The 20,381-nt window shown below is 72.9% G+C and carries 19 protein-coding genes; 15 read left to right on the top strand and 4 right to left on the bottom strand.

The features are described from left to right. Positions 1-19: 19 nt before the first annotated feature. From DEJ25_RS12935 to DEJ25_RS12885, 11 genes are all read left to right on the top strand, one after another. A complete protein-coding gene (locus DEJ25_RS12935) occupies positions 20-2,197 on the top strand; it encodes an ATP-dependent Clp protease ATP-binding subunit (protein WP_110903740.1) in 2,178 nt (725 codons plus the stop codon). A 72-nt stretch (positions 2,198-2,269) separates the two neighbouring features. Next, positions 2,270-2,845, top strand: a complete 576-nt coding sequence (locus tag DEJ25_RS12930; RefSeq protein ID WP_110903739.1) for a DUF2231 domain-containing protein — start codon at positions 2,270-2,272, stop codon at positions 2,843-2,845. A gap of 55 nt (positions 2,846-2,900) precedes the next feature. Further along, positions 2,901-3,554: a response regulator transcription factor gene (locus DEJ25_RS12925; RefSeq protein WP_111044926.1), complete on the top strand. Its 654-nt coding sequence runs from the start codon at positions 2,901-2,903 to the stop codon at positions 3,552-3,554. Beyond that, entirely contained in the window at positions 3,551-4,699 is a 1,149-nt protein-coding gene (locus tag DEJ25_RS12920) for a HAMP domain-containing sensor histidine kinase (RefSeq protein WP_111044925.1), read from the top strand. The genes DEJ25_RS12925 and DEJ25_RS12920 overlap by 4 nt, the downstream gene beginning before the upstream one ends. Before the next feature lie 29 nt (positions 4,700-4,728). Next, complete coding sequence (locus tag DEJ25_RS12915; RefSeq protein WP_111044924.1) at positions 4,729-5,241, top strand: hypothetical protein; 513 nt, start codon at positions 4,729-4,731, stop codon at positions 5,239-5,241. Beyond that, positions 5,238-6,296 carry an efflux RND transporter periplasmic adaptor subunit gene (locus tag DEJ25_RS12910; protein ID WP_111044923.1) on the top strand — a complete coding sequence of 353 codons (1,059 nt, stop codon included), beginning with the start codon at positions 5,238-5,240 and terminating at the stop codon, positions 6,294-6,296. The genes DEJ25_RS12915 and DEJ25_RS12910 overlap by 4 nt, the downstream gene beginning before the upstream one ends. Positions 6,297-6,352: 56 nt before the next feature. Continuing rightward, on the top strand, positions 6,353-7,171 hold the full coding sequence (locus DEJ25_RS12905; protein WP_220033213.1) for an ABC transporter ATP-binding protein: 819 nt from the start codon (positions 6,353-6,355) through the stop codon (positions 7,169-7,171). Beyond that, a complete protein-coding gene (locus DEJ25_RS12900) occupies positions 7,168-8,373 on the top strand; it encodes an ABC transporter permease (RefSeq protein WP_111044922.1) in 1,206 nt (401 codons plus the stop codon). The genes DEJ25_RS12905 and DEJ25_RS12900 overlap by 4 nt, the downstream gene beginning before the upstream one ends. 181 nt (positions 8,374-8,554) lie before the next feature. Next, a complete protein-coding gene (locus DEJ25_RS12895; RefSeq protein WP_111044921.1) occupies positions 8,555-9,343 on the top strand; it encodes a DeoR/GlpR family DNA-binding transcription regulator in 789 nt (262 codons plus the stop codon). Continuing rightward, positions 9,340-10,365, top strand: a complete 1,026-nt coding sequence (locus DEJ25_RS12890) for a 1-phosphofructokinase family hexose kinase (RefSeq protein ID WP_111044920.1) — start codon at positions 9,340-9,342, stop codon at positions 10,363-10,365. Before DEJ25_RS12895 ends, DEJ25_RS12890 begins: the two co-directional genes overlap by 4 nt. Positions 10,366-10,484: 119 nt before the next feature. Further along, positions 10,485-12,671 carry a fructose-specific PTS transporter subunit EIIC gene (locus DEJ25_RS12885; protein WP_111044919.1) on the top strand — a complete coding sequence of 729 codons (2,187 nt, stop codon included), beginning with the start codon at positions 10,485-10,487 and terminating at the stop codon, positions 12,669-12,671. A 217-nt stretch (positions 12,672-12,888) separates the two neighbouring features. On the opposite strand, the gene DEJ25_RS12880 is transcribed toward DEJ25_RS12885, so the two are convergent. Beyond that, on the bottom strand, positions 12,889-14,574 hold the full coding sequence (locus tag DEJ25_RS12880) for a beta-N-acetylhexosaminidase (RefSeq protein ID WP_111044918.1): 1,686 nt from the start codon (positions 14,572-14,574) through the stop codon (positions 12,889-12,891). Positions 14,575-14,636: 62 nt separating this feature from the next. Here DEJ25_RS12880 and DEJ25_RS12875 point away from each other — a divergent pair, with 62 nt between their 5' ends. Both DEJ25_RS12875 and DEJ25_RS12870 read left to right on the top strand, forming a co-directional pair. Then, on the top strand, positions 14,637-15,848 hold the full coding sequence (locus DEJ25_RS12875) for an ROK family protein (protein WP_181427437.1): 1,212 nt from the start codon (positions 14,637-14,639) through the stop codon (positions 15,846-15,848). 184 nt (positions 15,849-16,032) lie between these two features. Next, positions 16,033-16,746 carry a DedA family protein gene (locus tag DEJ25_RS12870; protein ID WP_111044916.1) on the top strand — a complete coding sequence of 238 codons (714 nt, stop codon included), beginning with the start codon at positions 16,033-16,035 and terminating at the stop codon, positions 16,744-16,746. A 28-nt stretch (positions 16,747-16,774) separates the two neighbouring features. Here the strand turns inward: DEJ25_RS12870 and DEJ25_RS12865 are convergent, their stop codons facing one another. Continuing rightward, a complete protein-coding gene (locus DEJ25_RS12865) occupies positions 16,775-16,972 on the bottom strand; it encodes a DUF2945 domain-containing protein (RefSeq protein WP_111044915.1) in 198 nt (65 codons plus the stop codon). Positions 16,973-17,191: 219 nt separating this feature from the next. Between DEJ25_RS12865 and DEJ25_RS12860 the strand changes: the two genes are divergently transcribed. Together DEJ25_RS12860 and DEJ25_RS12855 are read left to right on the top strand one after the other, a co-directional pair. Continuing rightward, positions 17,192-18,247 (top strand): serine/threonine-protein kinase, encoded by a 1,056-nt coding sequence (locus tag DEJ25_RS12860; RefSeq protein WP_110903727.1) that lies wholly within the window; start codon positions 17,192-17,194, stop codon positions 18,245-18,247. A 61-nt stretch (positions 18,248-18,308) separates the two neighbouring features. Continuing rightward, on the top strand, positions 18,309-18,932 hold the full coding sequence (locus DEJ25_RS12855) for a phosphoribosylanthranilate isomerase (RefSeq protein WP_110903726.1): 624 nt from the start codon (positions 18,309-18,311) through the stop codon (positions 18,930-18,932). Between the two features lie 42 nt (positions 18,933-18,974). Here DEJ25_RS12855 and DEJ25_RS12850 read toward each other — a convergent pair whose 3' ends face one another. Continuing rightward, the gene (locus DEJ25_RS12850) at positions 18,975-19,736 is read right to left on the bottom strand and encodes an HAD-IIB family hydrolase (RefSeq protein WP_110903818.1); all 762 of its coding nucleotides are present in this window, start codon (positions 19,734-19,736) and stop codon (positions 18,975-18,977) included. 21 nt (positions 19,737-19,757) lie between these two features. After that, entirely contained in the window at positions 19,758-20,348 is a 591-nt protein-coding gene (locus DEJ25_RS12845; RefSeq protein WP_110903725.1) for a nitroreductase family protein, read from the bottom strand. Between the last annotated feature and the right edge of the window lie 33 nt (positions 20,349-20,381).

Genomic DNA, 20,381 nt, shown 5'->3' with positions numbered 1-20,381 from the left:
CAACGGAAGGACGGAACGCATGGCGAACCTCCAGGGCGCGCCGGATTCGCAGGAGAAGCAGAAGACGGCGCTCGAACAGTACGGCGTCGACCTCACGGCGATCGCGCGGAGCGGCAAGCTCGACCCGGTGATCGGCCGCGACGCCGAGATCCGCCGGGTCTCGCAGGTGCTGACCCGTCGGACCAAGAACAACCCCGTGCTCATCGGAGAACCCGGCGTCGGCAAGACCGCCGTCGTCGAGGGGCTCGCGCAGCGGATCGTCGCCGGTGACGTCGCCGACTCGCTCAAGGACAAGCGGCTCGTCTCGCTCGACATCTCGGCGCTCATCGCCGGCGCGAAGTACCGCGGTGAGTTCGAGGAGCGGCTGAAGGCCGTCCTCAAGGAGATCAACGACGCCGACGGCCAGGTCATCACCTTCATCGACGAGCTGCACACCCTGATGGGCGCCGGCGGTGGCGAGGGCTCGGTCGCCGCGTCGAACATGCTCAAGCCGATGCTCGCCCGCGGCGAACTCCGACTCATCGGCGCGACGACGCTCGACGAGTACCGCGAGTACATCGAGAAGGACGCTGCCCTCGAACGGCGGTTCCAGCAGGTGTACGTGGGGGAGCCGAGCGTCGAGGACACCATCGCCATCCTCCGCGGGCTCAAGGAGCGCTACGAGGCGCACCACAAGGTGACGATCAACGACCAGGCGCTCGTCGCGGCCGCGGCGCTGTCCAACCGGTACATCGCGGGGCGACAGCTGCCGGACAAGGCGATCGACCTGATCGACGAGGCAGCGTCACGACTCCGGATGGAGATCGACTCGAGCCCCGTCGAGATCGACGAGCTCAAGCGGAGCGTCGACCGGCTGCGGGTGGAGGAGTTCGCCCTGAAGCAGGAGAAGGACGACGCCTCGAAGGCCCGGCTCGCCACCCTCCGCGACGAACTGGCCTCGCGAGGCGAGCGGCTCGCCGCGCTCGAGGCCCGGTGGCAGGCCGAGCGCGCGAACCTCAACCGCATCGGCGAACTCAAGCAAGAGCTCGACGACCTCAACATGCGGTCCCAGCGGGCGCAGCGGGAGGCTGACTACGAGCTGGTTTCGCGGCTCGAGTACGCCGAGAAGCCCCGGATCGAAGCCGAACTCGCGGCCGCCGAACAGGCCGAGCAGGGTGAGCGGATGGTGAACGACAGCGTCACCGACGAGGACATCGCCGCCGTGATCGCCCAGTGGACGGGCATCCCGATGGGACGTCTGCTGCAGGGCGAGACCGAGAAGCTCCTGCACCTGGAGACCGAGCTCGGCCGCCGGATCATCGGGCAGCGCACCGCGGTCGGCACCGTGTCGGAAGCGGTCCGCCGCACCCGTGCCGGCATCTCCGACCCGGACCGGCCGACCGGCTCGTTCCTGTTCCTCGGGCCCACCGGTGTCGGCAAGACCGAGCTGGCCAAGGCGCTCGCCGAGTTCCTGTTCGACGACGAGAAAGCACTCGTCCGCATCGACATGAGCGAGTACGGCGAGAAGCACTCGATCGCACGGCTGATCGGTGCCCCGCCCGGGTACGTCGGGTACGAGGCCGGCGGGCAGCTCACCGAAGCCGTCCGGCGCCGTCCGTACTCGGTGATCCTGCTCGACGAGGTCGAGAAGGCCCACCCCGAGGTCTTCGACGTGCTGCTGCAGGTGCTCGACGACGGACGGCTCACCGACGGTCAGGGCCGGACGGTCGACTTCCGGAACACGATCCTGATCCTCACCTCGAACCTCGGGTCGCAGTTCCTCACCGACAGCACGCTGACGCCCGAGCAGCGCGAGGACTCCGTCCGCGACCTGGTCCGGCAGGCATTCCGGCCGGAGTTCGTCAACCGCCTCGACGACATCGTGGTGTTCCAGGCGCTCACGCAGGACGACCTGGGGCAGATCGTCTCGATCTCGGTCGACCGGCTCGCCCGACGCCTGTCCGACCGACGGTTGGAGCTCGCGGTCACGCCGGCCGCGCGGACCTGGCTCGCCGAACGCGGGCACGACCCGGCGTACGGTGCCCGGCCGCTCCGCCGCCTCATGCAGCGGCAGATCGACGACCAGCTGGCGCGGGCGATCCTGGCCGGCGACGTCCGGGACGGCGACACCGTCCGCGTGGACGTCGCGGACGACGGCGAGGGCCTGCTGGTCGAGCCGTTCGCGGTCGGCGAGGTGGACGAGGTCGTCGCGGAGTAGCGATCGGCCGTCGACCCGGGCCCGCGCCGGTCCCTGAGACCGGTGCGGGCCCGCAGGCCTAGGTTCGGCAGCATGCCGGAGATCCGCGCCCTGCGCCGCCTGACCGAATCCATCGAACACGCCAGCGTCCTCGACAAAGCCGTCGACCTCGACCGGAAGGTGGTGCGCGCACTGGCGCGGCCCCGCGCCCTGCGGCAACTGCTGCACGGCGTCCCGTTCGGGCACCCGATCCACCCGCTCATGGTGCAGGTGCCGCTCGGCGCCTGGATCTCCGCAGCGGTCCTCGACCTGGTCGGCGGTCGTGGCAACGCCAAGGCCGCGAAGACCCTGGTCGGCGTCGGTGTCGTCTCCGCGGGCAGCGCGAGCGTCGCCGGCTACGTGGACTGGTCGGCGCTGGACCGCGAGCAGCTCCGCACGGGGTGGGTGCACCAGGCGGTCAACTGGGTCGGGCTGACGCTCTACGGGTTCTCCTGGCTGCAGCGGAAGCGCGGCAACACCGGGGCCGGGAAGCTCCTCGGGTTCGCGGGACTGACGGTCGTCAGCGTCGGTGGGTACCTGGGCGGACACCTGTCCTACCGGCAGCGCGCCGGGGTCAGTCGCGACGGCGAGGTCCCCTACGAGTCGGACGGTGCGCCTGAGTCTGCGTGACCGGTCCCGCTGATCCACCCAGCGAACATGTAGCATTCCACCGTACGGTACCGCGATGCGCGTACTGGTGGTGGACGACGAGATCCCGCTGGCCGACCTGATCGTCCGGGGCCTGCAGCGGCAGGACATGGCCGTCGACGTGGCGTACCGCGGCGACGACGCCGACGAGCTCCTGTCGGTGAACGACTACGACGTCGTCGTGCTCGACCGGGACGTCCCGGGGATGCACGGCGACGAGGTCGCTCGCCGGACCACCGCCCGTGCTTCCCTCACCCGGGTGCTCATGCTCACCGCGGCGTCCACGCTCACCGACCGGGTGAACGGTCTCGAACTCGGTGCGGACGACTACCTGACGAAATCGTTCGAGTACCCGGAGCTCGTCGCACGCGTCCGGGCACTCGGTCGGCGGAGCGGCGCGCCGGTGGCTCCCGTGCTCGAGCGGGACGGCATCGTGCTTGACTCGAACCGGCGGATGGTCACCCGCGACGGGCGTCCGCTCGTCCTGACGAGCAAGGAGCTCGGCGTGCTCGAGGTCCTGCTGCGAGCAGACGGGCGGATCGTCGCCGCCGAGGAGCTGCTCGAGAAGGTCTGGGACGCGAACGTCGACCCGTTCACCGCGGCCGTGCGGGTGACGATGTCGAAGCTCCGGAGGAAGCTCGGTGCACCGGACCCGATCCGCACCGTGCCCGGCTCCGGCTACGCGCTGTGAGGCGTGTCGGGAGCATCCGGACCCGCACCGCGCTCGCGTTCGCCGTCACGTCCATGGCGCTCGCTGCGGCCGCGATCACCGTCGTGAACCTCGGGTCGCAGGCATCGCTCGGACAGGTGGTGCTGGAGCGTCAGGCCGACCGGAGCGGGGGTGAGCAGGCCGGCACCGTGGCGGCGGTGACCGTGTCGGCGGTCGCCGACCTGCAGTGGCGCTGGACCGTGCTCGGCGTCGCCGGCGCCGGCGTCCTGGCCGGCGCCACGGGATGGGTCCTCGCGCGGCGGATGCTCGCACCCGTGGACCGGATCACCGCCACAGCCAGGCGGCTGTCCGCGTCGACGCTGCACGAGCGCCTCGGCCTCGACGGGCCGGACGACGAACTCCGACGTCTCTCGCGGACGATCGACGAACTCCTCGACCGGCTCGAGGCGTCGTTCGCGAGCCAACGGCGGTTCGTGGCGCAGGCCGCACACGAGCTCCGGACGCCGCTCGCCGTCCAGCGCGCCGCGATCCAGATCGGCCTGCCGGACGACGCCGGCCCGGACGAGGTCTCGGCGGCGCGGACCGAACTGCTCGAGCAGAACCGGCGGACCGAGCACCTCGTCGAGTCGCTCCTCGTGCTGGCCGAGGCGGAACGTGATCTGGGCGGGCAGACGGTGTCGGTCGACCTGGCCGCGACGACGGCGGAGGTCGTGGCGGAGCACCTCCGCGCCGCGACCGATGCCGGGGTGACGCTCACCTGGCGGACGGTGGGCGAGCCTCCCGGCCGGACCGTGCTCGCCGAACCGGTCCTGTTCCGTCAGCTGCTGCGGAACCTCGTCGACAACGCCCTCGAGTACAACGTCCCCGGCGGGTTCGTCCACGTCGACGTCACAGCCGGCACCCTGACGGTGGAGAACTCCGGGCCGCTGCTCACCGCCGGCGCCGTGGCGACGCTCACCGGACCGTTCCGACGAGCCCCCGGAACGGTCGCACACAGCGGGAGGCGGCACAGCGGCCTCGGCCTGTCGATCGTGGCGACCGTCGTGCAGGCGCACGGGTGGTCGCTCGCGGTCGATCCACGGGTTGCCGGCGGGCTGACGGTCCGGGTGCACGCGGGGTCGGCGGCCGACGGTGTTTCGTCGGTGTCTCCTCCCGGGGACCGCTGACGAAACAGCCCGTCCGCTGTCCTGGTGGCATGCGAACAACGAACCGACCTCCGACACGGATCCTCGTCACCGCCGTCCTCGCGCTGGGCCTGGCCTCCGGCCTGACCGGGTGTGCCGGCGGCGGAGCACCCGATCCCGACAGCACGACCGCAGCGGCGGGGCTCGGTGCACAGTGGGGCAGTTGCATGCGATCCGCGGGTTTCGACGTCCAGGACCCGAGCGATGACCAGGTCCGCTCCGGCTCCGTGGTCGCCCCGCAGAGCGTCGACCAGGAGGAGTTCGGCACCGCGGCTGACTCCTGCGCCACCGAACTCGGTGTGCAGCGCGCCGACTCTGCCGCGAAGGAACAGTGGCGACGGGAGTACGACCAGGTCGCCTCCTGCGTCCGGGACGCCTACCCGGACTTCCCGGAACAGCGGCCTGGCACCCTGTCGTTCGACGAGTCGACCTACCCGCCGGCGGCCGAGCCGGGGTTCCAGCAGCTGGTCGACGAGTGCCTGCAGCGGTACTCGCCCGACACGAAGACGCAGGACGCCGGATGAGCCGCCGGACGCGGGTGATCGGCATCGCCAGCGCCTGCCTGGTCGGCGCACTCGCCGTCGGCACCGCCACCTGGTCGCTCGCCACCGCAGCGGACGGTGCCGCGACGCGGGCGAGTGCTCCGCAGTCGGATGGGGACCGCCACGGCACGACGACGGTGCCGGTGGAGCAGGGCGACCTCGTCGAGACCCGGACCATCGCGGGCGCGCTCGGCTACGGCACGCCCACCTCGGTACCCGGGGCAGCGAGCGGCACGCTCACCTGGTTGCCGCAGCCCGGCCAGGTCGTCCACCGCGACGAACCGCTCTACGCCGTGGACGAGCGACCCGTCCGCGCCCTGTACGGCACGACACCGCTCTGGCGGTCACTTCGCGCCGGTGCCCGGGGCGCCGACGTCCGGCAACTCACCGAGAACCTGGCCGCCCTCGGGTACGACGTCCCCGCCGACGACGTGTTCGGCGCCCGGACCGGGGCCGCCGTCCGCCAGTGGCAGCGGGACCGCGGGCTGCCCGTCACCGGGGTCGTGGACGGCGATCAGATCGCCTTCGTCGACGGTGCGGTGCGTGTCGCCTCGGTCGTGGGGCAGCTCGGGCAGCCGGTCGGCGGCGACGTCCTGCAGGTGACGAGCACGCACCGTGTCGTCTCGGTGCGGGTCCCCGCGCGGGACGCCGGACAGCTCGGCGTGGGGAGACGCGTCCGGGTGCTCGTCAACGGCGCCGGCGGCGCGATGCCGGGGTCGGTCACCGACGCGACCCCGGCCGAGACCGAGGACGGCCGGGACGAGGCCGACGTCACCGTGGCGTTCGACGCCGGCGACCGACGGCTGCCCGCAGCGGCCTCGGCGCAGGTGGTCGCCGAGGGGCGGACCGAGCGGGACGTGCTCTCCGTGCCCGTCTCGGCACTGGTCGCCCGTGGGAGTTCGGGGTACGCGGTCGAGGTCGTCGATCGGGACGGGTCGGCCGAGCGGGTCCCGGTCGAGGTCGGTCTCGTGGCGGACGGGCGCGCGGCGGTCACGGGAGACCTGGACGAGGGTGCGCGCGTGGTGGTGCCCTCGTGAACGGCGCCGTGCCCGTCCTGCCCGTACCCGTACCCGTACCCGTACCCGCACCGCCGGTGCCGGCCCGGTCCGGGTCGGACGCCGTGCTGGTGCTCACGGACGTCACCCGCACCCACGGCGAGGTCCGGGCGCTCCGCGGCGTCTCGCTCCGGATCGACCGCGGCGAACTCGTCGCCGTGGTCGGACCCTCCGGTTCGGGGAAGTCCACGATGCTCAACGTCATGGGCACGCTCGACCGTCCGACCTCCGGCAGGGTGGAAGTCGCCGGCCGGGACGTCGGCGCGATGACGGACGACGCGCTCTCCGCCCTGCGCGCCGAGCACATCGGTTTCGTCTTCCAGCACTTCCACCTGCAGGCCGGAGCCAGCGCCGCCGAGAACGTCGCAGACGGGCTGCTCTACACGGGCACACACCGGCGGGAGCGGATGCGGCGGGCCGTGACGGCGCTGGAGCGCGTCGGCCTGGGACACCGGACCGACCACCTGCCGAACCAGCTCTCCGGTGGCGAGCGCCAGCGCGTCGCGATCGCGCGGGCGATCGTCGGGGAACCGACCGTGCTGCTGGCGGACGAGCCGACCGGTGCGCTCGACACGGCCTCCGGCACCGCGGTCCTCGGCGTGCTGCGGGAGCTCAACGCCGCCGGCACCACGGTGGTCGTCATCACCCACGACCGGGAACTCGCCGCGGCCCTCCCACGCCAGGTCCGGATGCGTGACGGTGCGGTGGAGGACGACTCCGGTGCGCACGACACCGGCCCACGTGACACCGGCCCACGTGACGCCGGCCCACGTGTCGCCGGCCCACGTGACGCCGGCCCACGCGACACACCGGCGGGTCCCGTCGAGCTCGCCCCCGCGATCGAGGCCGACCGATGACCGCCGGCCCCGCGACGGCCACGCGACGCACCCTGGGCTCCGGCGACCTGCTCCGACTCGGGGTGTTCGGGCTCCGGACCCGTCCGACCCGGGTGGTCCTGTCCGCCCTGGGCATCGCCATCGGCATCGCGGCGATGATCGCGGTCGTCGGCATCTCCTCGTCGAGCAAGGCCGCGCTCGACCGGGTCCTCGACGCGCTCGGCACGAACGTGCTCACCGTGACGAAGGCCGAGTCGTTCGGCGAGACGCCCCCGCTCCCGGTCACCGCGGTCGACTCGGTCCGTCGGCAGGAGGACGTGCTCGCCGCAGCGGGGGTCGGCCGGGCCGACGACGGCCGGGTGTACCGGAACCCGTTCATCCCGCCCGCCGAGACGAAGGGCATCGGCGTGCTGGGGACCTGGGGAGACGTGCCCGAGGTCCTCGGCGGGTCGCTGGCGTCCGGGCGCTGGCTCGACACGGCTCCGGACGCACCACCGCAGGTCGTGCTCGGAGCGGCCGCGGCACACGCGCTCGGGATCGACCAGGTGACGACGGACAGTCGCGTCTGGACCGGTGGCCGATGGCTGCAGGTCGTCGGGGTCCTCCGGCCGCTGGAACTCGCGCCCGACCTCGACAACCAGGCTTTCGTGCCGCGGGACCTCGCGGCCGCGCTGGGCTTCGACGGGCACCCCACCGCCGTGTACACCCGCGTCGACCCGGATCGGGTGGCCCCGGCGCGCGACCTGCTCGCCCGGGTGGTCAGTCCGGCAGCCCCCCAGGACGTCGGGGTCACACGGCCCTCGGACGCGCTCGCCGCGAAGAACGCCACCGACGACTCCTTCACGGGCCTGCTGGTCGGGATCGGTGGGGTCGCGCTCCTGGTCGGCGGGATCGGTGTCGCGAACACGATGGTGATCACCGTGCTGGAGCGTCGGGCCGAGGTCGGCGTCCGCCGCGCGCTCGGAGCGAGACGGCGGGACATCCGGAACCAGTTCCTCGTCGAGTCGCTGCTGCTGTCGTTCCTCGGCGGCGTCGCCGGGGTGGTGATCGGGCTCGGCGCCACCGTCGTCTTCGCTCTGGCGCAGGGCTGGCCGATCGCGGTGCCGCTCTGGGCGGTCGCCGGCGGACTCGGTGCGACGGTGCTGATCGGCGGGGTCTCCGGGCTCTACCCCGCCGCGCAGGCCGCGCGGATCCCACCGACGAGCGCGCTCGCAGCAGCCTGACCGGACCACCCCGACCCGATTGCCGGACGCGACGGTCTGGAGGCCCGGTGCCGGTTCGGCGGACCGGCACCGGGCCTCCTTCCCGTGTTGGGATCATGTTGGTTTCAGTTCACAACAGTTGCGTTCGAGTGGGTTTGCTGCGTACAGTGCTCGAAACCCACGGGAACGAAGGAGTTCGGGCATGTACGCAACCGAGCGGCACGACGCCATCGCCGCCGCACTGCAGACCGCCGGCCGCGTGTCCGTCACCGACCTCGCCGCGCACTTCGACGTCACCACCGAGACCGTCCGCCGTGACCTGGACGCCCTCGAGCAGGCCGGGGTCCTGCGCCGCGTGCACGGCGGCGCGGTCTCGGTCGAACGGTCCAGCCTCGTCGAGCTGAGCGTCGCCGAACGCGAGGGGCAGCACGGCCGGGAGAAGACCGCGATCGCCCGTGCCGCGATGCGCCTGGTGCCGCCCACCTTCACCGGGTCGATCGCGCTCGACGCCGGCACCACCAGCGGTGCCGTCGCCGCGGAACTCGCCCGGTGGGAGCCCGAGCGGGCCGGAGCGACGATCACCGTGATCACGAACTCGGTCCCGATCGCCAACACCCTGCAGCACAGCGACCACGTCGAGCTGCACCTGCTCGGCGGTCGGGTCCGTGGCGTCACGAGTGCCGCCGTCGGGACCGCCACCGTCGACCAGATCGGGGCACTCCGACCCGACGTCGCGTTCATCGGGACCAACGGGTTGTCCGCGGGCTTCGGCCTGAGTACACCCGACGAGTACGAGGCCGCGGTGAAGGCCGCGTACGTCCTCGCCGCCCGACGCAGCGTGGTGCTCGCCGACGCCGCCAAGCACGGGGTGGAAGCCCTGATGCGCTTCGCCCGCCTCGACGAGATCGACACCGTCGTCACCGACCAAGCCCCGCCCGCCGACCTCGCCGGAGCACTCGCCGACGCCGATGTCGAGGTCGTCGTCGCATGACCGGTCGCATCGTCACCGTGACGCCGAACCCCTCGCTCGACCGGACGATCGAACTGGCCGGGGAACTCCAGCGCGGTGCCGTGCAGCGGGCCACCCGTTCCACGGCGGAGCCCGGCGGCAAGGGCGTCAACGTCTCCCGGGTCGTCGTCGCCAGCGGCGGGGACACCGTCGCGGTCCTGCCGGGCGACGAGCTCGACCCGGTGCTCGTCGGCCTGGCCGCCCGGGGCATCCCGACCGCCGCGCTGCCGATCGGTGCCGCGCTCCGCTCGAACGTCACCGTGACCGAACCGACCGGGACCACCACGAAGCTCAACGAGCCGGGTCCCTCGCTCGCCGGGCGCCTGGACGACCTGGCGGAACTCGTCGCCACCACCGCGGGGCCGACGCCGACCGGTCCGGCCGCCCGGTGGGTCGTGTTCGCCGGGTCCCTGCCGCCCGGGCTGCCCGACGACGCCCTCGCGGTGCTCGTCCGCGCCGTCCGCGCCCGGCACGGCGACGACGTCCGGATCGCGGTCGACTCCTCCGGCGTGCCGTTCACCGCGCTGCTGCAGTCCGGGGAACGGGTCGACCTGGTCAAGCCGAACGCCGAGGAGCTCGCCGAGGTCGTCGGCGGCGACCCGGAGCAGTACGAGCAGGACCCGGAGCGCGCCGCAGCCGCAGCCGCACGCCTCCGGGAGCGCGGAGTCGACACGGTCCTGCTCACGCTCGGCAGCGCGGGCGCCGTCCTCGTCGACGGCACCGGTTCCTGGAGCGCCGCCGCCCCGCGCATCACGGCACGCTCCACGGTCGGTGCGGGGGACTCGGCGCTCGCCGGGTACCTGCTCGCCGAGGTCGCCGGTGCCCCGCCCGAGCGTCGACTCGCCCAGGCCGTCGCCACCGGTGCCGCCGCCGCCGGACTGCCCGGCAGCGACGTCCCGGCACTCGATGCCACCGACCCGGACGCGATCGTCGTCCACCGCCTCGGCACACCGCCGACACCGGCCGGGCACCGCCCGTCCGTCCCCGTCCCGCACGGCGCCTGACCACACGGTCCGTCGTCCCGTCGGTCCGGCCACGACCTCGGCCTCCGGTCCGATCCGGTCTGATCACTCGTCCCACCAGCACAGCCCGGCGCACCGCGCCACCTGCGAAGGAGCAACCCATGTCCGCTGCGCACACCACCGGCGCCGGCGACGGCGCCGACCTGATCGGTGTCGACCTCGTCGGCCTCGACGAGGACCTCGGCGCCACCTCGTCCGAAGTCATCCGCGTCCTCGCCGACCGCATCGCCGCGTCCGGTCGAGCCGCCTCCGGTGACACCCTCGCCGCCGACGCGATCACCCGCGAGGCGAGCGTCGGCACCGGCGTCCCAGGCGGCATCGCCATCCCGCACGCCCGGTCGACCTCGGTCAGCGCTCCCACGCTGGCGTTCACCCGCCTGGCGCGGACGGTGCCGTTCGGTGCACCGGACGGCGACGCCGACGTCGTCTTCATGATCGCGGTGCCGGACGGGGCCGACAAGGACCACCTCACCGTCCTCTCCACCCTCGCCCGGGCGCTGATCCGCGACGACTTCACGGCCGCCCTCCGCGCCGCGACGACACCGCAGGACATCGTCGACCTGGTCGACCGCGAGGTGAGCGGCGAGGTCGCCGCAGCCGGCGTCGGCACCGCGGGACGAGCCTCCGGTGCGTCCACCGGAACCGCGACGACCACCGCCGGCCAGGAGGCCCGTCCCACCACCGGTGCGGACACGCACGTCGTCGACAGCGACACCTCCGAGACCGGCGGGCGCCGCAAGGTCATCGTCGGGGTCACCGCGTGCCCGACCGGCATCGCGCACACCTACATGGCCGCCGACGCCCTGGTCGCCGCCGCCCAGCGTGCGGGCGCCGAGATGCACGTCGAGACGCAGGGGTCGTCCCAGGTGGAGCCGCTCGACCCGGCCCTCATCGCCCGCGCCGACGCCGTCGTCTTCGCGGTCGACGTGGACGTCCGCGACCGCAGCCGCTTCGCCGGCAAGCCGCTCGTGTCCGGCCCCGTCAAGCGCGGCGTGGACGAGCCGGACGCGATGATCGCCGAGGCCCTCCGCGCCGCCGACGACCCCAAGGCCGCACGGGTCTCCGGCTCCGCCGCCGAGGCCGGTACCAGCACCGCGAAGGACGAGCACTTCGGGCAGTCGCTGAAGCGCTGGCTGCTCACCGGCGTCTCGTACATGATCCCGTTCGTCGCGGGCGGCGGGCTCCTCATCGCGCTCGGCTTCCTGCTGTCCGGCTACGGCATCGCACTGACGCACGGCGACGACGGTGTCAACAACGCCGTGTGGACGCTGCAGCACTCCACGCTCCTCGACCTGCCGGCGCAGGGCCTCGGGTACTACCTCGGCGCTGCGGCGTTCCAGATCGGCTCGGTGTCGCTCGGGTTCCTCGTGGCCGCCCTCGCCGGGTACATCGCGTACGCGATCGCCGACCGGCCGGGCATCGCGCCGGGCTTCGTCGCCGGGTCCATCGCCGTCTTCATGAACGCCGGGTTCCTCGGCGGCCTGGTCGGTGGCCTCATCGCCGGTGCAGCCGCCTACTGGATCGGACGGATCCCGACGTGGCGCTGGCTGCGCGGGCTGATGCCGGTCGTGATCATCCCGCTGTTCGCGTCGATCATCGCCTCCGGCCTCATGCTCCTGGTGCTCGGCGGGCCGATCGCCTGGCTGATGACCCAGCTGACCGAGTTCCTCAACTCGCTCTCCGGAGCCTCGGCGGTGCTGCTCGGGATCATCCTCGGCCTGATGATGGCCTTCGACCTCGGTGGCCCGGTCAACAAGGTCGCCTACGCGTTCGCCGTCGCCGGGCTCGGTGCCGGGTCCGCCAGCAACGTCGTGCCGTTCGAGATCATGGCCGCTGTGATGGCCGCCGGCATGGTCCCGCCGCTCGCCCTGGCGCTCGCCTCGACCGTGCTGTACCGCAACGGCTTCACCAAGCCCGAGCGGGAGAACGGCAAGGCCGCGTGGCTGCTCGGCGCCTCGTTCATCTCCGAGGGTGCGATCCCGTTCGCCGCCGCCGACCCGCTGCGGGTCATCCCGGCGTCGATGGTCGGCGCTGCCGTCACGGGAGCGATCTCGATGGCCGCCGGCGTGACGTCTCGGGCGCCGCACGGTGGGATCTTCGTGTTCTTCGCGATCGGTGGCATCGGGATGTTCATCGTGGCGGTCCTGGCGGGGACGGTCGTCTCCGCGCTGGTCCTCGTGGCGCTGAAGAAGTGGGTGCGCCGGGCGCCGGCGGCGACGGATGCTGCCGCCGCCCAGGCGGCCTCGGCCGGCGAGACGGTCGGCCAGCGCGCGCCGGTCGCGGTGTAGCTGCACCACCTGACGGACGGGAGGCCCGGTGCCAGCTGGCACCGGGCCTCCCGTCCGTCACGTGCCGGTGGTGACACGGGTGGCGGGACACTCCCGGACGCTGACGCCGAGTGGTCACGAAGCGTCGTTCTGGAGGCTCGAGAACGACAGTTCATGACCACTCGGCGGAGGTGAGCGGGGTGTCGCCACCGGTGGGCGCGCCCCGCAGGCAGCCGGACTACACCGCGATGTTCGCCGTGACCGCGTCGATGTATGCGGCGCGCTCCTCGCGGGAGTGCGGGCGGCCCGGGACGCCCGGGCGCTCCTCCCACGGCAGCGGCCCGGACTCGTGGCGGTACTCCACCCCGAGGGCGTCGAGGCGGGTCAGGTGCTCGGTCAGGCGCTGCCGGAAGTCCGCGACGTCCCGCGGCCCGGCGACGTCCGCCGACCAGAGTGCCTCGGACAGCGCGACCACGCGGGGGAACAGCTGGTAGTCGAGCCGTCGGACGGTGTCCACGTGCTCGGTCCACATGTTCGCCTGGCCGCCGATCACGTGCGCCCGCTCGGCCTCGGTCAACGACGACGGCACCGGGTCGAACGCGTAGACGTCGTCGACGGTGAGCACGATCGACACCGGGATCGGCTCGTTCGGCAGGTCGCTCTGCCGGTAGTCCAGGTACACCTGGTCGTCCGGCGTCGAGATGACGTCGTGTCCCCGACGGGCCGCCGTGACCGCGCCGCGCATGCCCCGCCAGGACACCACGGTCGCGGACGGGGAGAGCGTGCCGCCCTCCAGGATCTCGTCCCACCCGAACGCCCGGCGGCCGTGCGACTCGATGTGCGCCGCGAGCTGCCCGATGATCCAGGCCTGCAGCTGCTCCTCGTCCTCGAGCCTGAGCTGCCGGATGCGCTCCTGGGTGCGCGGGTCGTCCTCCCACTGGTCCTTGGGGCACTCGTCGCCGCCGAGCCCGATGTACGCGGACGGGAACAGCGCGACGACCTCGTCGAACACGTCCTTGAAGAACTGCACCGTGCTGTCGTCGGCGTTGAGGACGTCGTGCGCCACGCCCCACTCCGTCCAGACCTCGACCCGACGTTCGGGGTGGACGCCGAGCTCCGGGTACGCGGCGAGGGCGGCGCGGACGTGCCCGGGCGTCTCGATCTCGGGCACGACGGTCACGAAGCGGTCCTCGGCGTAGGCGACGATCTCGCGGATGTCGTCCTGCGTGTAGAAGCCGCCGTGCGGACGGCCGTCGTACCCGGCGACCTGCAGCACCCCGTCGGCGTCGGGGACGTGCGCGCCGACCTGGGACTCCCGGCGCCAGGAGCCGACCTCGGTGAGCCGCGGGTACTTCTTGATCTCGATGCGCCAGCCCTGGTCCTCGGTGAGGTGGAAGTGCATGCGGTTGATCCGGTGGGCGGCGAGCTGATCGATGACGCGCAGCACCTCGGCCTTGGTGCGGAAGTGCCGGGCAACGTCGAGCATGACGCCGCGCCAGGCGAACGCGGGAGCGTCCTCGACGACGGTCGCCGGCAGCGTCCACGCCGCGGTGCGCACCTGCCCTCGGCGGTACACGTCGGCGGGCAGCAGTTGCAGCAGCGCCTGGACGCCGTAGAACACCCCGGCAGCGCCGCCGCCCTCGACGGTGACGGCGTCCGGCGTGACGGTCAGGCGGAACGACTCCTCGCGGTCCTCGCCCGGTCCGGCGGGCAGGTCCTCCGGCGTCGCGGCGATCCGCAGGGCGATCACCGGCGCGTCGGGGTCGTCGGCGCCGGACAGCGGCAGCCGCGTGGAGGCTCGGAGCACCTGCTGCAGGTACTGTGCGGTCGACTCGGTGGCGGGCTCGGCGCTGATGCGCGTGCGCTCGTCGATGGTGAAGGTGCCGGACGAGTCGTTCCGGTATCGCGGTCGGGGGATCAGCATGTCGGTTCCACCATTCCTCAACGGTCTTTCGTAATGTGGAGATTATGGCGACGCACTCGAGCATGTCAACGATCGGCAGCTCCCCGGCCCTGCTCCGCAGGATGAACTCCCGCGCGGTCCTGGCCGAGTTGTTCCGGGCCGGACCCGACGTCGGGGACCCGGGGCGGGCCTCCCGGACGGTCACCGAACTCGTCGCCGCCGTCGGTCTCACGCGGCCCACCGTCGAGGCGGCCCTGACCGACCTGGTCGCCGAGGGGTGGGTCGAGGAGCTCAAGGCCGTCGCCACCCCCAACCGCGCCGGACGACGAGCCCGACGCTTCCGCATCGATGCGCGATCCGGACTGGTGCTCGGCATCGACCTCGGCCTGCACGCCGTCGTCGGCGTCCTCGCCGACCTGCACGGCGACCCCGTCGCCCGCACCGAGCAGTTCGCCCCCACCCTGGCGCCGATCGAACAGGCCGTGGCCGCCGTCCGCGAGGTCGTCGACCGCCTGGTCGGCACCCTGCCGCCCGGACGGCTGCTCGCGGTCACCGTCTGCGTGCCCGCGATCATCGACCGCACCGGCAGGATCGTGCACACGGTCGCCGCGCCCGAGTGGCAGAGCGAGGGCATCACCGAGCGCATCGCCGCCCTGGTCCCCGACGCGGTAACCGTGTTCGAGAACGACGCCAAGGCAGCGGCCCGCGCCGAGGCCGCCTGGGGCCGGCTGCACGGCGTCCGCGACGGCCTGCTCCTGGTGATGGGACGACAGATCGGCGCGGCACTGGTCGTCGGGGGTTCGGTCGCGCAGGGAGCCCACGGCGCAGCGGGCGAGGTCGGCGGACTCGCCGCGACCGGGTGGCCGGGTGCGGCGCGCGCCCTGGAGGCACGGAGCGGTCCCGGCGCTGGCCCGACGTCCACGGGTGGTCCCGGTGGCAACGCCCTGCCGGGCGGGTCCGGCGCCGGACTGGGCGTGGAGGACGGGCGGGCCGCCGTCCGCGCGCTCGCCGCGGACGTGGCACCCGGGGTCGCGCAGCTCGTGGCGGCCGTGGACCCCGAGGTCGTGGTCGTCGGCGGCGAGGTGCTGCCCGACGGCGAGGAGTTCTGCACCGCCCTGGCCGCCGAGCTCGAGAAACTGCCGGGCCTCGGCGTCCCGGGTGCCCCGGCGGTCGCGGTGGTGCCGTCCGGTCTCGGGCGCGACGCGGTGTCGCGGGGAGCCGTGGCGCGGTCCCTGGCGACCGCGCGGGCAGAGCGGCTGGGTCTCGGAGTGGGGCTGCACGCCGGCGTCGCCTGACCGGGCAGCCCGGGCGGTTGGGGGTGGTCGGGGCGGTCACGGCGGAACGGGCGGTTGGGGGTGGTCGGGGCGGTCGCGGCCGACTGGGCGGTCGCCGCGGTCGCGGCGGTCGCGGGCGGCGCGTTCGGTCGCGCGGGCGGGCCGCACACCGGAGTCTGTCAGCCCGCTCAGGCAGGGTGACGGGATGACGACTGCCGTGCCCTCGACCGTCGCCCACGTCGGTGTCCCGACCGCGTCCTCCGGATCAGGCGGTGAACCGGACCCCGACATCGGCGGGCTGACCGGCCTGGTCCTGCAGGTCATCGACTCGATGGGGGAGTGGGGCGTCGCCCTCATGCTCTTCGTCGAGACGGTGTTCCCGCCGATCCCGTCCGAGGTGATCCTGCCCCTCGCCGGGTTCCTGGCTGGCGCGGGCCGGATGGACCTGACGCTCGTGCTGGTCCTGGCGACCGCCGGCTCGTACGTCGGGGCGCTCGTGCTCTACTGGCTCGGCGCGGTGATCGGCTTCGACCGGACCGTCCGCTGGTTCGGCAAGCTGCCGCTCGTCGACGAGGACGACTTCCGGAAGGCCGCGTCCTGGTTCCACCGGCACGGCAAGAGCGCGGTGTTCTTCGGGCGTCTGGTGCCGGTCGTCCGGAGCCTGATCTCACTGCCTGCGGGCGCCGACCGGATGCACCTGGGCACCTTCAGCTTGTTCACCGTGCTCGGCAGCGGGCTCTGGAACTCGATCCTGGTCCTCGGTGGCGCGGCCCTCGGCACCCAGTACGAGCGCGTCGAGGCGTACACCGAGTGGATCGACCGGGCCGTGTACCTGGCGGTCGTCGTGATCATCGTGGCGTTCGTCGTCCGCCGGGTCCGACGCGGCCGGTCCGCAGCGCGGTCGGCCGCGTCGGAGTAGCCGGCTGGCCGCCTCTGAGTGGTGGCCCTTACGCCTTCGTGAGCGCCGACTCCTTGTGGGCCGCCTTCTTGCCGGACTTCTCCGACTCGATGATCCAGTACGGGTCGTCGTCGGTCGGCGTGAAGGTCTGCCCGTCGAACTCGAAGTCCGCGGTCTTCTTCTCGACGAGCTTGCCCGTCGTCGTGCCCTGGGACGTGTTCCAGTGCACTTCGTCGCCCTTGCGCATGTCGGCCTCCCGCCTGGTCCGGACGGCTCTCCGGGACCCGGACGGTACCCGGGCCGCTCCACAGGACGCTGGCACCATCCCTGTTGCGCAGTTGCGCCCCGAGGACGGGTCACATTCGGGTGACCGGGCCTCGGATCGAAGGGGCCGCGCGTACCGTTGCCGAGGAGTCACACCGCGAGGACCGACGCGGATCCGGACTCCCGAAGGATCGACGAACGCATGAGCTTGGCCACCGACACCGCGCGAGCGGACACCGTCCTGGCAGGACGGTACCGCCTCGTGAAACTGATCGGCACGGGCGGCATGGGCTCGGTGTACGAGGCACGTGACGAGCACACCTACCGTGCCGTCGCCGTGAAGATGTTCGCGACGCCGGAGCGCATGACCACGGCCGACCGGGTCCGCCAGGAGCGCGAGATCCGCCTGCTCAGCATGCTCTCGCACCCGGGCCTCATCCCGCTCTACGACGCCGGCACCCACGACTTCGAGGACGGCCCGCACCGGTTCATCGTGATGGAGCTCATCGCGGACGCCACCCTGCTGCGCCGCCTGGCCGAGGGCCCGCTGCACAACTACGAGGTCGCGGACCTCGGGGCGCAGCTCGCCGATGCCCTGGCCTACGTGCACTCCCGCGGGATCGTGCACCGCGACGTCAAGCCCGCGAACATCCTGCTGAGCGACGAGGGTGCGTCCGGGTTCGTCCGGACCGTCAAGCTCACCGACTTCGGCGTCGCGCACTTCGTCGACGGCTCCCGGCTGACCAACGACGGTACGATCATCGGCACCGCCGCCTACCTGTCGCCGGAGCAGGTCGCCGGCGAGCCGATCAGCTACGCCACCGACGTCTACTCGCTCGGCCTGGTGTTGCTCGAGTCGCTGACGGGCGTGCAGGAGTACTCCGGCACCGTCATCGAGGCAGCCCTCGCTCGGCTCCGCCGCGACCCGCAGGTCCCCGACACCGTCGCCTCCGAGTGGCGGGAACTGCTGACCCTGATGACCGCGCGGGACCCGGCACGCCGACCCACGGCTGTCGCGGTCGCCCGTGCCCTGCGCGGCGGGTCGACGCAGGTCACCGGTCCGGTGCCGCTGGGACCCGATCGGGAGGTCCGCCGCAAGGAGCACCGCATGCACCGGGCCGCCCACCGGCACGCCCGGCGCGGCACGTTCGACGTGGTCCGGCGCTGGCGTCGGCGGAACGTCCTGGCCGCATCGGCCACGGCCGTCGCGGTCGCGGTCGCGTGCGTCGGCAGCTACGTCGTCGGCGCGCTGCACTGAGCGGGAGCACGAGCCGCCCCCCACTGGCTGCTCGCCGCGGCCGATCAGGCAGGATGGGTGCATGAGCGACCAGCGATGGATCAAGATCTGCGGCCTCTCCACCCCGGAGACGGTCGACGCCGCCGTCGAGGCCGGGGCGGACGCCGTCGGGTTCGTCTTCGCCGCCGGCAGCCCCCGCACCGTCACCGCCGACACCGCGAAGGAGCTCGCCGAGCGCCTGCCGGACGGCATCGACGCCGTCGGGGTGTTCCGTGACCAGCCGATCGACGAGGTGGTCGGCATCGCCTCGGCCGTCGGGCTCACCACCCTGCAGCTGCACGGCCGCGAGTCCGCGTCGGACTTCGCCCGCGCCCGCGACGCCGGCTTCTTCACGATCCGCGCCCTGGCCGCCGCCGACTACCTGGCCGAGACCGCGGAACAGCGCACCGCGTTCGACCACGACCTGCTGCTGCTCGACGCGGCCGTCCCCGGCAGCGGGCACCTGGTCGACCCGGCGACGCTGACCGGCACCGTCGACGAGGCGTGGATCCTGGCCGGCGGCCTCACACCGGAGAACGTCGCGGGCCTCGTGCAGCGCCTCGACCCCGACGGCGTCGACGTGTCGAGCGGTGTCGAGTCCGAACGCGGCGTCAAGGACGTGCGCGCGATCCGGGCGTTCGTCGAGGCCGTCCGCAGCATCCGCTGACGATCCGACGACCTCGGACGGGCCTCCCGGCCGGGAGGCGCGTCAGGCGGTCCGGAGCGTCGGGATGAGCTCGCGGAGGAACGCGTCGGTGTCCTCCCATCCCTCGACCGCGTGCGTGGGCACGCCGAGAGCCTTGACCGGGTAGTCGTTGCCCTCCGGGTCGAGCCGGTCGCCGACGAAGAGCATGTCGTCGAGCGCGATGCCGGTCAGCTCGGCCAGGCGCTGCATGCCGTAGGCTTTGTCGATGCCCTTGCGGGTGATGTCGATGCTGGTGGAGCCGCCGGAGCGGACCTCGAGGTCGGGGAGCTCGGCCTGCACGCGGCGGCGGAGGTCGTCCTTCTTCGTTCCGGTCGGGTCCCAGCGCTTCTTGACGTCCACCGGAGCCGCCTGGCCGAGTGCGGAGAACGTGACCTGGGACCCGCGGTCCTCGAGGATCGCGCCCCACGTCTCGGACTCCCAGTAGCCGGCGTCCTTCGCCTGCGCCTCGACGGCGGCGAGGGCGCGGGCCTTCTCGTCGTCGGTGAGGTCCTCGGCGTACTGCAGCACCCAGTCCCGTTCCCACGCGTAGTACCGGGTGCCGCACGTCGGCAGGAGGTGCAGGTCGTCGAGACGCAGACCGGAACGCTTCCGCAGCGGTGTGACGAGCTGCTGCTCGAACTGCTGGAAGTTCCCGCCGCTGATGACGGCGACGGGGACGACCTCGAGCAGTGCGGCGAAGGTCTCGAGCATCTGCGGATCGAGCGGGGACTTCGACGGGGCGAGCGTGTCGTCGAGGTCGAAGGCGACGAGGCGAGGTGCGGGCATGCCCTCGATCATGCCAGGCGACTACTCCTTGACCAGCACGACCTCGTCGAGGGGGATGCGGGTGCGCGGGGCGACCTCGCGCGCGGCGGCCTTCTCGTCGAGCTGCGCGGCGTCGGCGACGTGGCCGATCGCGGTGACCGTCACCGGGACGAGGCGCTCCGGCAGGTCGAAGGCGGCGCGGACGGCGTCGACCTCGAAGCCGCCCATCTGGTGCAGGTGCAGACCCTCGGCGTGTGCCTGGACGGCGAGTGCGGCGATGGACTGGCCGAGGTCGTACTCCGCCCAGCGTCGCTCGTCGCCGTCGGCCGTCACGGGCTCGGCGATGGCGACCAGGAGTGCGCCGGCGCGGTGGGCCCAGACGCCGTTGAAGCCCATCAGCGTCGCGTGGATCGCATCGAAGGTGCGGGTGCCGCGACGACCGACGATGAACCGGCGGGGCTGCGTGTTCCCCGCGGACGGCGCCCACCGAGCGGCCTCGAGGAGCGCGTCGAGCTGCGCGTCCGAGATCGTCGCGGTCTCGTCGTAGGAACGCGGGCTCCACCGTTCCTCGAGCAGGGGCACGAGGGGCTGGCTGGAGTCCGTGGAGCGGGAGAGCGTCGTCTGCGTGGTCATGGTTGCCGGAACAACCGTGGGCGCACCGGTATT

It is taken from the genome of Curtobacterium sp. MCPF17_011, assembly GCF_003234145.1.
GTDB lineage: Bacteria > Actinomycetota > Actinomycetes > Actinomycetales > Microbacteriaceae > Curtobacterium.
This window is presented reverse-complemented; position numbering and strand designations above follow the sequence as displayed.